This is a genomic window from Methanothrix harundinacea 6Ac, assembly GCF_000235565.1.
In the GTDB taxonomy this organism is placed as follows: domain Archaea; phylum Halobacteriota; class Methanosarcinia; order Methanotrichales; family Methanotrichaceae; genus Methanocrinis; species Methanocrinis harundinaceus.
Window position 1 is genome coordinate 133765 of record NC_017527.1, and the last position, 14048, is coordinate 147812.

A 14048-nucleotide genomic window follows, 5' to 3' on the forward strand; every position below is an offset into this window, starting at 1 on the left:
ACTTATCGTGGCGGAGCTAGGGATAAGGTCGATGGACGTTTCGTACTCGGTCTGGCGCGATGCCGCAGCGGATAGGCTGGAGCTGGAGGGCGAAAGCTTCTCCTTCCTCTTCGACCGGCGCTATTCCAACCGGCTCAACAGGATGAGCCGGGTATTCTTTGAGGCTTACGCGAAGGCCACCCTGGAGGTCTCGGCGGAGGAGGACCGGTTCCCCAGCCTCAGCGAGATCGAGTCGAGGATGGAGAGCGGCGCCATCTACGCCTACAAGGACCGGCTGATGAGGTCCACCGGCTTCTTCGAGGAGGTGAAGATCTCCGGGATATCCTATCTGATCCCCAGGGCGAAGCGGTTCGTCGACGAGACGGGGACCTATACAGACCTGATCCTCCACCTGGAGAGGGGAGAGGTGATCCTCCCCAGGAGGGATAAGCCCTCCGCCGCCCCGAGGCCCGAGGAGGAGGAGGAGGAGGCCGAGGAGGATCTGGCGGAGGATGAGGAGCCCCTGGGGGAGGAGACCTCCCCGGATGGGGAGGCGAAGGCCCCGATGGAAGCCGGAGACCTCCGGGGCGAAGGTCCCGCCACCAGAGGGCCGGAGGAGGCAGGATCGGGGCTGGCGGCGTCTGGGGCCGAGGAGCCCGCCCCGGAGGCGAGCCCTTCGAGAGGGGAAGCGCCGAAGACCGAAGAGCCTCCGGCGACGCCTCCCGATACCTCCGCCGGCGAGGGAGGGGTCGATGAGGCCGAGGCGGTCTTCGGACGCGAAGAGAAAGAAGAAACGGAGGCTCCGCCCCCCTTGGGGGACTTTGCAGAAGCCGCCGCCCCGGGGGGGGCTTTGGCCCCCGAGCCGGCGGCGAAGCCCCCCGCCCCCGATAGGGCGACTCCTCCACCGCCTCATCCCCCCGGGCCGAAGGGAGGAGGGGGGCTTTCCGGGTGGGTAAGAGGCGATAGGGCCCCGATCCTGGCCCTGGGGGGGGGTCGCCCTGGTGATCCTGATGGCGGCGGCATTCTTCTTCTGGCCCACCGGCCCGGAGGCTCCGATCCCGCCGTCGGATTTCGTCGGCTTTGCCGCTTATCTATCCAACAACTCTGGAAGCACCTACCTCAACCTGGACGTCACAAACCCCAAGGGGCTGGAGAGCAGGGTAGAGCTGATCCTCCCTCCGGACGTGGATAAGAGCATCAGCGCCACAGGCGGGATCGTCACCATATCCTACACCAACAACACAGTGATCCAGCTAGCCTCCCGGAACAACGCCACCGTCTCGGTCGCCCTCACCGAGGAGTACATCCTCGTCCCCGTCACCTTCAACCTGGCGATACCGGCGGATTACGAGTCTAGCGTCCTCGTCTACGACAAGGACTACCAGGTCAGCCGGACGAACAGCACCATCAGCCTCCTCTGCAACTGCACTGGGGAACGGCTGGAGTTCGATCAGATCTACAATGCGAGAAAAGTCGCTGGCGGTCCTGGTCCCCAGGAGCGAGGCCCAGAGAACGCTACATCGAGCCCGCCGGCTGGGGCTCCTGGACCTCAGCCGTAAGACCGTCTCCAGGGAAGGGTATGTAGAGGTCCCGGTGACGGGGCCCCTCCCGGGGCTGGAGGTGCACCACCAGGAGGCCCCCGATTTTTACGACAGAAACCCGGAGCTCGCCGACCTTCTCGCCGATTCCATATCCCCGGGAGAGAGGGAGCTCCTACCCAAAGGCTGGTCGATCCTGGGGAAGGTGATCATCGTCAAGATAGACCCCCAGATCGAGTCCCTGAAGGCGAGGATCGGCGAGGCGCTCCTGGAGATCTACCCCCGCTGCTCCTCCGTCCTCCTGGACAGAGGCGTCGCCGGCCCCTTCCGGGAGCCGGACCGGGAGGTGATCGCCGGGTCGGCAAAGACGGAGACGGTCCACCGGGAGGACGGGGTCGTCTTCAAGCTCGACCCTGCGAAGGTGATGTTCTCGGCCGGAAACCTCCAGGAGAGGATGAGGATGGGCCGCCTCGGTGGAGGGGAGACCGTCGTCGACATGTTCGCCGGGATCGGCTACTTCACCCTCCCCATGGCGGTCCACTCCCGGCCCAAAAAAATCATCGCCATCGAGATCAATCCGGTCGCCTACGGCTACCTCGCAGAGAACGTCCGGCTCAACGGCGTCGATGGGATCGTCGTCCCCGTTCACGGCGACTGCGATCTGGTGACCCCCAGAGCCGTCGCCGACCGGGTCGTGATGGGGTACGTCGGGACCACAGACCAGTACCTGGACGCCGCCATCGCCGCTCTCCGGGCCGGCGGGGCCCTCCACTACCACCAGACTGTCCCCGAGAAGCTCTACCCACGAAAGCTGGAAGAGGACCTGGCCGGGGCGGGGGAGCGGGCGGGTCGATCGGTGAAGATCGAGAGGTCTGCCCGGGTGAAGAAGTACTCGCCGGGGATCCTCCACGCCGTCGTCGACGCCAGAGTCGACGGAGCCGAATGATTATTATCCTTTGAGGCCGATAATTGGTATAGGTGGTATGATTGAAGATATCCTGGCTAGGCCACTCCTGTTTCAAGATCGAGTCTGACGGCGGAAAGATCATTGTCACCGACCCCTTCGACGAGGCCGTCGGCTACCCCCTCCCGAAGGCGAAGGCGGACGTCGTCACCGTCAGCCACGACCACCACGACCACAACCACGTCGCTGCGATCGGAGGAAACCCGGCGGTGGTCCGGGGTCCAGGAAAAAAAGGCCGCCGCGGGGATAGAGTTTCTGGGAATCGCATCGTACCACGACGACCGGGGCGGAAAGCGAAGGGGCAAGAACACCATCTTCTCCTTCGAGATGGACGGGATCCGGGTCTGCCACCTCGGCGACCTCGGCCACCTCCTCAGCGAGAGAGATGCCGCCGCCCTCGGCGATGTGGACGTTTTGATGATACCCGTCGGCGGGGTATACACCCTCGACGCCGGGGGCGCCAAGAAGGTCGTCGGCCAGATAAGGCCGAAGGTCGTCATCCCCATGCACTTCATGACCCCGGCCCTCACCTTCGAGGTCGATCCCCCCGACCGGTTCCTCTCGGGCCAGAAGGTCGAGCGGCCTGGCACCACCTTCGCCGTCTCGAAGGAGAGGCTGCCGAAAGGTGGCGAGGGGGAGGGAGAGGGGGAGGGGCCGCTGATCGTCCTTCTCGACTACAAATGAGGGGCCGGGGGCGGCGGCCGGATCGACAGATTAATACATGAAAAGCGAAATCTCGCCTGCTGAAGCCCGGTGATGTAGCGGTCAATCATACGAGGCTCTGGACCTCGTCACCAAGGTTCGAATCCTTGCCGGGCTACTACGGTATATTTTGTTGGGGTTCTTGATATCGATTTTGTGAAGAGATCATACCCCCTTTACTCTTATTAAGTTTTGGATATCCAGATACCCAGGTATAAAGTTATGTGGCATTTTATGCCGCGCCTTGTCTCCCAAGAATGCATTTAGCCTATTAATACACACTGCTGCGATTATAATTAATTAATAAAATGGCTCTTGCTAACGATTTTAGATTTTATGCAGTATTTATGCTGAAGTCAACATATAAGTACTATCAAAGAAGTCATAGTTTAATATCACTATCGGTTATAAATGGTCCGTGCATAATCGCTATGCAATATTGATTACACATTTTTGATTATCTATGGTCCCGCTGCCGTTTCCTGTTCCAGAATCTCCAAGATTGATAATACGATAATTCATAAAGTACCCAGAACCTTCAGCAGCCTCACTGAAATTGAAATTAACAAAATAATATCCCTCGCCGACAACTTCTTCATTTGGAGTTTCAGGTATTTCTATGACCATCATAGCATCATGTATCTTCCCATCTCCCCCCATGCCCATAACTTTAATTCTATATAATCCTGGTAATGGATTTTCTTGGAATTTGATGATCAAATCAGAACTTTGACCGACCTCAATTATTGGTTGAGTAAAACCCACGATTATCCCGTCAGCAATATAATTATCTAAAATTATTTTTCATTATATTTTACGAACGGGTTCATATTTATAGCAGTAATTCTATTATAAAATGTATTATTATCGGAGAATTGTGCTTTAGCACCGTTATAATACTGATCGAAGCCGGCGGTAGTTTTTGCCATACTCAAATTATTCGAAGCATAATTACATGATGTATTAATATATTCATTATCAAATTTTAGTCTGTAGTCGCTTGCATCTTGACCGAAAATTATCGGATATGTGGAGGCTACTAGTGGACCAAATAATTGTGATAGAGCTATTAATATTGCACCTACAAATACAATATCCAAGTATTTCAAATCAATATCACTGAATAGAACATCTGAGAATTTCCTTGATAGCTTAAATATGCTTATGCCTATAAATAATAATATGAGTACTGTGAAAAAGAGCGTTACTATGGCCCAAATCACATGATGATACCACATTAGTTTTCCCCGTTTCTTAAATATAACGTATTGATGGGATTTATACTTATGGCGCAATCTACGTTTCCAGTAATGAGTTAGAGGCTGGATACGTCCTCCCAAAGAACCTGTTTGCATCGAATGATAACGGCAGTTAGAATATAAATATAAAGATAAAAAATAAAAACATGGAACTCTGTAGGATCACTTATAGGCAGCTAATGGAGATCCGCTATCGAATACAAGTTTACCAAAAATCCACGAAGATCTACCCTCTGTAATTTGCCGATCATCACCGACGCCCCCTCGCCTCGTTGGCGACGGAGCCGATCCGGTCCGGGTCGGTCTGGTCGATGACCGAGGCCAGGCCTTCCCGGGACGCGCGCCCCCGAGGCGGGATGCTCCCCCTCGAAAGCGGGGGGGCTACCCCCCTCCTTCGCCGCCAGGAAGCCCGCCGGGGCGATATTGAGGCGACGGAGCCAGCGACGGAGCCTAACAACGGTCATCTCTCCGTCTTGAGGATCGGCCCGCCCGGCGCGGGTCCCCTGGATGATAAGGACGGACGCCTCCTTTGAAGCTTTTGCGAACTATCTCGTCGAATCGCCTTTTTTTCCATGCAGCCGGAGATCCCCGGTGTAGGCGACGGCGACGTCTTCCCGGAGGATGTAGGCGGTCGCCCCGAAGATGGAATTGTCCACTGGATAGGCCGAGATCTCAAAGGGGAGGTCCTCTCTCTAGATGGCCTATGGCCCATATAAGTATCCTAGATGCTATAAAATATATACTATAATTTTAAGGCAGGATATCTTATAATGTCTGAATGAAAGCACGCCTCTCAAATTCCATATAAGAAGAGAGGGGTTCACAGTAGGAGAGTTAAAAGCTATTTAAGGCCAGCAGAATCTAAAAATCATTAAATTTAATATAATTTAGAAAATATAGGCTAGGATACAGATAGAATATGAACAGATAGAATATGAAGTCAATCAATGTATTTTAATCAGATCGAATTAAGGCAAACACTAAATGGAAATCCTCGATTGTGCTTTTCGAAATCCTCCCGAGATTGACCATGGGAATAGCCATTCATACGGAAAGGCTTAAGTGATAATAGACGATAGGATAATGTGCATTATGGTTAAGCGTCTTGAATCTCCGGTGTTTTCTGGCAAGCAATGAGGAATTGGTTTTGGATCTAAGTACGACTATACTTTTAGCTTTATTCTGCCTTCTACTGTGCCTATCTGCATTCTTCTCTGCATCTGAGACGGCGTTGATGTCACTCAGCAAAATTCGACTTATTCATATGTTGGAGGAGAAGGTAAGGGGTGCCAGCGTTATAAATCTGCTGAGGGAAGACCCCAACAAACTCCTGGGCACCATCCTTGTAGGCAATAACCTGGTGAACATCAGCGCGTCATCCATCGCTACCGTCTTAGCGATCAAGTACTTCGGCGATGCCGGCGTGGGCATCGCTACTGGGATAACCACCGCTCTAGTCCTCGTATTCGCAGAGATCACTCCTAAATCATTAGCTGCGCAAAAATCTGAAAAAATCGCGCTTGTGGTGGCAAAGCCAATTTTTATTTTAACAACGATTCTGGCTCCGATAGTATTTGTCTTCACGCAGATTGCCCGTCTTTTCTTGCGGCTGCTGGGCTGCAAATACAATGATAACTTGCCCACTATCACTGAAGAGGAACTTAAGTCTCTGGTTAATCTGGGGGAGGAAGAAGGAGTCATTGAAGATCAAGAAAAGACAATGATCTGCAATGTATTCGACTTTAAAGATCATTTGATCAAGGATGTCATGATACAGAGGATGGACGTAGTTGCCATCAATATAAACGCCTCCTATGACGAAATCATCAATAAAATAAGAACGGAGCAGTACTCACGTTTTCCCATCTATAGCAATAAGATCGACAACATCATAGGAATACTCAATGTCAAAGAGCTGGTCTACCGAGATTTGAATGAAGTTTTTGATATAAAAAAGTTTATGAAGAAGCCCTATTATACATTCGAGTATATGAATACCTCCGAACTTTTCAACGAAATGAAGAAGGGACGGACGCACATGGCGATAGTATTGGACGAATATGGGGGCACAGCCGGAATCGTCACCTTCGAAGATCTAGTTGAGGAAATCGTAGGAGAGATCTCAGACGAGTATGATATGCATACCAAAGAGATCGAGATAATCCAGGAAGGAGAATATATCGTCAACGGAAGTACCAGGATCGAGGAACTTAACGAGCTAATCGGGACCAGGATCGAATCAGAGCACTACGAATCCGTAGGCGGATTCATAATTGAGTTAATGGGCAGACTGCCCAAGCAAGGAGAATCTGTCGAGCACATGAACACGAAGTTCATCATCGAAAACATGGAAAGAAACCGGATTAAAAAGATCAAAGTGCTAATGACCGAAACTATGTACGAAGATAAACTCAATATAGATTAAAAGCTTTGTAAATAACCATATCAATCCACCTAAATCAGCTAGTTGCAGGAGGTTGCGACTCGCTTCGCTTTTTATAAATCGTACGTCTTTAGCTCCCCTGAATCGACTGCATGATGTTGGCTCTGGTCAACGAATGCAAGCCGACGAATAACTTTGGGCAAGACGAAATAACAACATCTTTAGCCGCAGTTAATCGAAGTTAGCTAACTGGAACTGGCTAGGCGAGATATCAAGAAATGACTTTGATGATGCTGATTGAGATGAGTTAAACACATACCATCAATCAAATTGCATTGATCTGAGACGCTGAATTAGGAGATTCTTCGGTAGACTTAAATTTCTCCAGCTTAGCCAGATGCACTGACGCCAATAACCGTTCTTCGGACGATCCGATCGATGAACGAGGCCGGGCCTTCCGGGGACGCGCTCCCCCGGGGCGGGATGTCCCCCCTCGAAGGCGGGAGCGACCCGCCCCCCCTTCGCCACCGGGAAGCCCGACCCCGCCACAGCTCGACTCGATCCCCATAACAGAAAGAGAGATATCGACGTAATCGCCACTTTGAGTGAGCGATGATACCCTTCGAGTACCTCCTCCTGGGAGTGGCGGTGCTGCTCCTTCTGAGCGTCGTCTCCAGCAAGGCGTCGACCCAGCTGGGGGTGCCGGCCCTCCTCCTCTTCCTGGTGATAGGGATGCTCGCCGGAGCCGACGGGCCTGGAGGCGTCGACTTCGACAACCCCTGGCTCGCCCAAGCCCTGGGGACGGTGGCCCTTATCTTCATCCTCTTCTCGGGAGGGCTGGACACCCGGTGGAGCGAGGTGAGGCCGGTCCTCTGGAGGGGCGTCCTCCTCTCTACGGTGGGGGTCCTCATCACCACCGTCATCGTGGGGTATGCGGCTTACTACGTCCTCGACTTCTCCCTCCTGGAGGCCCTCCTCCTCGCCGCCATCATCTCCTCGACGGACGCGGCAGCGGTCTTCTCCATTCTTCGATCAAGACAGATCCGCCTCAAAGGAGAGCTGAGGCCGCTTTTGGAGCTGGAGTCCGGGAGCAACGATCCCATGGCCATCTTCCTCACCATCAGCCTCATCGGCCTCATCGCCGCTCCGGCCACCTCCCCCACGGCGCTCCTCCCCATCTTCGCCCAGCAGATGGCCCTGGGGGCCGTCTGCGGCCACATGATGGGGAGAGCCATGGCCATCGCCGTCAACCGGATCCGGCTGGACTATCGGGGGCTCTACCCCGTCCTGACGATATCCCTCGTCCTCTTCACCTACGGACTGGCGGCGATCCTCGGAGGGAACGGCTTTCTCGCGGTATATCTGGCCGGGCTGACCCTCGGGAACTACTCCTTCATCCACAAGCGAAGCCTGATGCACGATCACGACAGCCTCGCCTGGATGATGCAGATCGTCATGTTCCTGACCCTGGGGCTCCTGGTCTATCCATCCCAGCTCATCCCCGTGGCAGCTACCGGCCTCTTCGTCTGTTTTATATTGATATTCGTGGCCAGGCCCGTCAGCGTTCTATTATGCCTCCTCCCCTTCAGGAAGATGCGCTTTGCGGAGAGGATCATGATCTCCTGGGTGGGCCTCAAGGGATCGGTGCCTATCATCCTGGCCACCTTCCCCCTCACATACGGGATAGAGAAGGCAGATCTGATCTTCAACATCGTCTTCTTCGTAGTCCTCACCTCCGTCCTGGTTCAGGGGTCTTCCATCCCATTTCTGGCCCGATGGCTGGAGGTGGATGCGCCAGCGAAACCGTCCACGGCGCTCTCGGAGATGGCAGCGGGAGGAGGGATACGGGAGCCTCTGGTGGAGTTTGAGGTGATGCCCGGCAGCGCCGCGGTAGGAAAGCAGATCGCCGACCTCAACCTCCCCGACGATACGTGGATAGCGATCTTGAGGAGGGACGGCCGCCCCCTCCGGCCGGGGGGGAGCACCGTCCTCCAGGCGGGAGACGGTCTATCGGTCCAATCGAGCGGCCCTTCCCTGGAGCTGCTCAGGTCCCAGGTGGAGAAGAGGGCCGCCGAGGATCATCCGTGAAGAGGATGCTCCAGCCCGTTGAGCAAAAAAGCCGTCTGAAGCCGTCTGACTGACGGGGCGGTGGCGCATCCTCGGATGATGCCCCCCCTCGAAATCGGGGCTTTGCTTTCCGCCTCCCCTCCTTCGCCGCCGGGAAGCCCGCCGAAATTATCTTGAACCTATTGAGCCGGTGCCAGTGCCCAAGAAAGTCGATCTCCATCCCGACTGATGGATGGGGTCGATTATAAATTTGGAGGGCCCACAAAAAAATCGTTTCTACGCCCCAGCGAAAAAAATCCGGATGTGAGCGCCGAGGCGGAGGGGCGGGCGGACCCGCCTCCCGGACCCCTGGCGCCGCCCAAAGATCGTTTCTTCACTCCACCACCCGGCGGAGGGTGTCGATGAAGACCCCGCCCCCTTCGCCGTCCTGGAGGTAGAGGAGCTCGACCTCATCCTCGGAGACGATCGTCCCCACATCGTACCCGGAGCCGAACTCGGCGATGTAGAAGGTCGTATTATCCAGGGCGATCACCCCGGCAAACTCCTCTGTCATCTCGACCCCATCCTCCGTGTAGGTCACCACCCCGTTGAAGATCCGCCCCCGCTGCTCGGTGACGTTCATGGTGAGGATGTCGGAATCCTCGTCGCTGACGTACCCTCCTTCGTCCCCATACCCGTTCCCGACTCCGGACCAGAGCCCCACCAGGTTCGGGATCTCCGAAGCCGTCGCCGACGCCGAGACCGAAGCCGTCGCCATCGCCGCCAGGGCGATGGCCAATATTCCAAATAGCCTCCACTTCATGGCCATCAATATTCTCCCGTCTCCCAGATGAACTTTTCCACATCGGTGGCGATGAACCTGGCCTTTCTCGGAGAGAAGACGCCGTTTTGGCGATCGACCCAGCAAGATATAGAAATCAATATTATTATCCGGACGCCCCGAGAGCCAGCCTGTTGAAAGAAGGCCTAAAAGAGGAGGGGCTATGGTGGGAGATGCCTAGAAGGAAAGGCGGACGGAAAGCCGTCCGCCCCCGTCCCCGGGCTCACTCCGGAACGCGGCGGAGGATGTCCAGGGATACCCCGCCCATCTCGCCGTCCCGGATGTAAAGGAGCTCGATCTCGTCCTCGGAGATGACCGTCCCCACGTCGTACCCGGCGATGAACTCGGCTATGTAGAAGGTCGTATTATCCAGGGCGATCACCCCGGCGAGCCCCTCCACGACCTCGGTATCGTTGATGTCCAGGTAGGAGATGGTGCCGTTGAACAACCGGCCCCGCTGCTCGGTGATGGTGAGGGTGACGGTGTAGTTCTCTCCTTCTCCGTAGTACCCCTCCAGGGGGTCGTAGCCCATGTCAGGGCCCTCCCAGGTCCCGACCAGGTCGGGGAGGTCCGCCCCGGAGACGGCCGGGGCCGCGAGGAAGAAGGCCAATATTCCAAAGATCCAGATATTCTTCATGGTGGGCTATGGGGTCGGATCTCTCTTGAATTTTTCCCTCTCGCCCCGGAGGGGCGAGAAAGGACGAACCCCTCTTTCTGGAGTGCCGGCAAAAAAGGAACTCTGAGGCCGGGAGGGGGCTGAGGGAGACGCCCCTCCCATCCCCCCCCCGCCAGGCCACCTCAGCCCAAGGAGACTATGCACAAATCAGGCGAGGTCGAACCGGTCGAGGTTCATGACCTTGTTCCACGCCGCCACGAAGTCGGCGAGGAATTTCTCCTGGGAGTCATCAGATCCATAGACCTCCGCGATCGCCCGGAGCTGGGAGTTCGAGCCGAAGATCAGGTCGACCCGGGTGGCGGTCCATTCGAGATCGCCCGTGACGCGATCCCGACCCTCGAAGACCCCATCGTCTTCCGCCGTCGCCCTCCAGACCGTCCTCATGTCCAGGAGGTTTGCGAAGAAGTCGTTGGTGAGGGCCTCGGGCCGCCTGGTGAAGACGCCGTGCTGGGACCCGCCGTAGTTCGCGCCCAAGACGCGCATCCCGCCGACGAGGACCGTCATCTCGGGAGCGGTCAGCGTCAAGAGCTGGGCCCGATCGACCAGCAGCTCCTCCGCCGATACGGCGTACCTGGCCTTGAGGTAGTTTCGGAAGCCGTCAGCAGCCGGCTCGAGGACGGCGAAGGACGCCGCATCGGTCATCTCCTGGGACGCATCCGTCCGGCCCGGGGTGAAGGGGACAGTTACATTGTGACCGGCATTCTTCGCCGCCACCTCGATGGCGGCGCACCCGCCCAGGACGATCAGGTCGGCGAGGGAGACCCTCTTTCCCCCTGACGCTCTGCCGTTGAACTCCTCTTTGATCCCCTCGAGGGTCGAGAGCACCTTCTTCAGCCGGGACGGCTCGTTCGCCTCCCAGTCCTTCTGCGGCGGAAGACGGATCCTCGCCCCGTTCGCCCCGCCGCGCTTGTCAGAGCCGCGGAAGGTGGAGGCTGAGGCCCAGGCGGTCGAGACCAGCTCCGGGATCGAAAGCCCCGAGGCGAGGATCTCGGCCTTTAGGGCCGATATATCGGCCGCATCGATCAGCTCGTGATCGACTGCGGGCACCGGGTCCTGCCAGATCAGCTCCTCTGCCGGGACCTCCGGGCCGAGATACCGGGAGCGGGGGCCCATGTCGCGGTGGGTCAGCTTGAACCACGCCCGGGCGAAGGCGTCCGCGAACTCCTCGGGGTTTTCGAGGTAGCGGCGCGATATCGGCTCGTAGATCGGGTCGAAGCGGAGGGATAGGTCCGCCGTGGTCATCATCGGCCGGTGCCTCTTCGACGGGTCGTGGGCGTCGACGACCATATCCTCCTCGGCCACGTCCTTGGCCAGCCACTGATGCGCGCCCGCCGGGCTCTTGACCCGCTCCCACTCGTATTTGAACATCACCTTCAGATAGCCCATGTCCCACCTGGTCGGGTTCGGCTTCCAGGCGCCTTCCAGGCCGCTGCTGATCGCGTCGCCGCCTTTGCCGCTGCGGAAGCTGCTCTTCCAGCCGAGGCCCTGCTCCTCGATGGGGGCGGCCTCAGGTTCCGGACCGACATGGGTCGCTGGGCCGGAGCCATGACATTTGCCGAAGGTGTGCCCGCCGGCGACGAGGGCGACGGTCTCCTCGTCGTTCATCGCCATCCGGGCGAAGGTCTCCCGGACGTCGCGGCCGGAGGCGACGGGGTCCGGGTTTCCGTCCGGCCCTTCGGGGTTGACGTAGATCAGGCCCATCTGGACGGCGGCGAGGGGGTTCTCCAGATCCCGTTCGCCGGAATAGCGGCTCTTGGGCGTGTCGCTCGTAGCCAGCCATTCCTCTTCGGAGCCCCAGTAGATATCCTCTTCCGGCTCCCAGACGTCCTCTCGGCCGCCGCCGAAGCCGAAGGTCTTGAAGCCCATCGACTCCAGGGCGCAGTTGCCGGCGAGGATCATCAGGTCGGCCCAGGAGATCTTGCGGCCGTATTTCTGCTTGATCGGCCAGAGGAGACGGCGCGCCTTGTCGAGGTTGACGTTGTCGGGCCAGCTGTTGAGGGGGGCGAGGCGCTGGGAGCCGGACCCAGCCCCCCCGCGGCCGTCGCCCAAGCGGTAGGTCCCAGCGCTGTGCCACGCCATCCGGATGAAGAGGGGCCCGTAGTGACCCCAGTCGGCAGGCCACCAGTCCTGGGAGTCGGTCATCAGCTCGTAGAGGTCCTTCTTCAGGGCCGCCAGGTCGAGCTTCTTGAACTCCTCGGCGTAGTTGAACTCCTCGCCCATCGGGTTGCTCTTGGATGATTGCTGGTGGAGAATCCTGAGGTTCAGCTGATTTGGCCACCAGTCCCGGTTCGACCTTCCTATGCCGGCCATCCGCTGGTGAGCCCCGCCCGCTGTTGGGTGTTTGCTATCTTCCTTCATAATCTCTGCTCCTTTCATGGCCTGGATCGTTTATCATCGCCCTATCGATCACCGGCCACTTCCCCTAAGCGTCCTGCGGCCCCCTCGCCGAGGACGGCCGCTCCCGGATCCGGTCCCGGCCGAAGGGGGCTGGCGGAGAGGAGTGGTCTGGAGGCGTATCCCCTCTGGCGATCAAATACCAGTCTCATGCGAATGTGGCAATTTTTGTTAATCAAAGTACATTAGGGTTGCGGGTCCAAGGGCGATGGATGGGATCTCCGACGGCCGAAGCGGAGAGGGAGCTGGCGAGGGCGAATAAGATTTTATACCCAATAACGCCAACAGACTATCCATTTGAGGAGGACAGTCGATATGCCCGACCGATCGACTCAGGGATCAGGAAAAGGGAAGGGAAATAAGCGGAATCGAGACCAGAACTCCAGCGCCTGCGTATGCCCCCGGTGCGGCTTCGAGATCGAAAGGGCCCCCGGCGTGAACTGCCGTTCGATCAAATGTCCAGAGTGCCGAGTCCCCCTCATGGGCAAGTGATCCCCCATCCTTCCAGCCGCGGCCACCCCGCCCGGGCCGCGTCATCATTGAGGCCCGCCGGGGGTTCCTGATCTCTCAGGCTCACCTCCATTGCTCCTTTTCTGGGGTGTTCCGTCTTGGGACGGCAAAGCTCTTGCGGCCGAGCCCACGGGATCAGAACCTGAGGGCTCCCTTCGGGCAGGCCTCGACACACCGGCCGCACTTTATGCAGTCGGGATCTCCGCCGACCGCCCTCACATCAAGCTGCATGGGGCAGACCTTCTGACATCTGGAGCAGTCGATGCAGAGATTTTGGTCCAGCTTCAGAGGATACTTCCCCCGGCCGAGGAACCTCTGAAGCGTCCCCATGGGGCAGAGGGTGCACCAGGCCCGGGGGCTGTAGGCGGCTCCGAAGAGGATCGAGAAGGAGGCGGTGAGGATGGACATGGTGACGAAGACCATCCCCAGCTTATCCACCGACCCCTCCGTCGAGATGATCCTCGATATGTTCATGCCCATCATGGCGATAAATATCGGGACCCTCACCGCCATGCTGCTGAAGGATCGGGGTATCTGGATGTGACGGCTGATCTTCCCGACCCAGAAGTCGTTGAAGCTCCCCCAGAGGCAGAGGTTTCCGCAGAACCACCGCCCCCGGAAGGGGCTGATGGCGAGGATCGATAGAAATACCAGGGCGACGACGTAGCCGAGCTTGGGGTACCAGAGGCCGCCTATCGAGACGAGGAGGACGATGATCCCTAAATAAGGGGTTATCTTGAGCATATATCTCCGGAG

General features: G+C 57.4%; 12 protein-coding genes, 1 tRNA gene and 1 pseudogene. 8 read left to right on the forward strand and 6 right to left on the reverse strand.

Translation table 11 applies throughout. The annotated features are described in order from the left end of the window. Nucleotides 1-31 precede the first annotated feature (31 nt). The 6 genes and pseudogenes from MHAR_RS00630 to MHAR_RS00650 all read left to right on the forward strand — a co-directional run bounded on the left by MHAR_RS00630 (nt 32) and on the right by MHAR_RS00650 (nt 3301). Complete coding sequence (locus tag MHAR_RS00630) at nt 32-1171, forward strand: hypothetical protein (protein ID WP_014585705.1); 1140 nt, start codon at nt 32-34, stop codon at nt 1169-1171. Then, nucleotides 1164-1538 carry a hypothetical protein gene (locus MHAR_RS00635; RefSeq protein ID WP_014585706.1) on the forward strand — a complete coding sequence of 125 codons (375 nt, stop codon included), beginning with the start codon at nt 1164-1166 and terminating at the stop codon, nt 1536-1538. Before MHAR_RS00630 ends, MHAR_RS00635 begins: the two co-directional genes overlap by 8 nt. Further along, nucleotides 1441-2463: a class I SAM-dependent methyltransferase gene (locus MHAR_RS00640; protein ID WP_081472231.1), complete on the forward strand. Its 1023-nt coding sequence runs from the start codon at nt 1441-1443 to the stop codon at nt 2461-2463. The genes MHAR_RS00635 and MHAR_RS00640 overlap by 98 nt, the downstream gene beginning before the upstream one ends. Before the next feature lie 41 nt (nt 2464-2504). Beyond that, nucleotides 2505-2651, forward strand: a pseudogene (locus MHAR_RS14160) (MBL fold metallo-hydrolase); the annotation flags it as partial. Between the two features lie 91 nt (nt 2652-2742). Further along, nucleotides 2743-3165, forward strand: coding sequence for an MBL fold metallo-hydrolase (locus tag MHAR_RS12725; protein WP_394296398.1), 423 nt, complete (start codon nt 2743-2745; stop codon nt 3163-3165). A gap of 63 nt (nt 3166-3228) precedes the next feature. Beyond that, nucleotides 3229-3301 (forward strand) — tRNA-Gln (locus MHAR_RS00650). 311 nt (nt 3302-3612) lie between these two features. Here MHAR_RS00650 and MHAR_RS13135 read toward each other — a convergent pair. Continuing rightward, nucleotides 3613-3948: a hypothetical protein gene (locus MHAR_RS13135; protein ID WP_143763211.1), complete on the reverse strand. Its 336-nt coding sequence runs from the start codon at nt 3946-3948 to the stop codon at nt 3613-3615. A 744-nt stretch (nt 3949-4692) separates the two neighbouring features. Then, nucleotides 4693-4899 carry a hypothetical protein gene (locus tag MHAR_RS13140; RefSeq protein ID WP_143763212.1) on the reverse strand — a complete coding sequence of 69 codons (207 nt, stop codon included), beginning with the start codon at nt 4897-4899 and terminating at the stop codon, nt 4693-4695. Between the two features lie 690 nt (nt 4900-5589). Here MHAR_RS13140 and MHAR_RS00660 point away from each other — a divergent pair. Further along, nucleotides 5590-6867: an HlyC/CorC family transporter gene (locus MHAR_RS00660; protein WP_081472350.1), complete on the forward strand. Its 1278-nt coding sequence runs from the start codon at nt 5590-5592 to the stop codon at nt 6865-6867. 570 nt (nt 6868-7437) lie between these two features. Continuing rightward, entirely contained in the window at nt 7438-8913 is a 1476-nt protein-coding gene (locus tag MHAR_RS00665; protein ID WP_014585711.1) for a potassium/proton antiporter, read from the forward strand. 352 nt (nt 8914-9265) lie between these two features. On the opposite strand, the gene MHAR_RS00670 is transcribed toward MHAR_RS00665, so the two are convergent. The 4 genes from MHAR_RS00670 to MHAR_RS00685 all read right to left on the reverse strand — a co-directional run bounded on the left by MHAR_RS00670 (nt 9266) and on the right by MHAR_RS00685 (nt 14036). Further along, nucleotides 9266-9700, reverse strand: coding sequence for a hypothetical protein (locus MHAR_RS00670; RefSeq protein ID WP_014585712.1), 435 nt, complete (start codon nt 9698-9700; stop codon nt 9266-9268). Between the two features lie 235 nt (nt 9701-9935). Further along, nucleotides 9936-10349 (reverse strand): hypothetical protein, encoded by a 414-nt coding sequence (locus MHAR_RS00675; protein WP_048144195.1) that lies wholly within the window; start codon nt 10347-10349, stop codon nt 9936-9938. 186 nt (nt 10350-10535) lie between these two features. After that, complete coding sequence (katG, locus tag MHAR_RS00680) at nt 10536-12746, reverse strand: catalase/peroxidase HPI (protein ID WP_048144196.1); 2211 nt, start codon at nt 12744-12746, stop codon at nt 10536-10538. 681 nt (nt 12747-13427) lie between these two features. Further along, complete coding sequence (locus MHAR_RS00685; protein ID WP_014585716.1) at nt 13428-14036, reverse strand: 4Fe-4S binding protein; 609 nt, start codon at nt 14034-14036, stop codon at nt 13428-13430. Nucleotides 14037-14048: the final 12 nt, after the last annotated feature.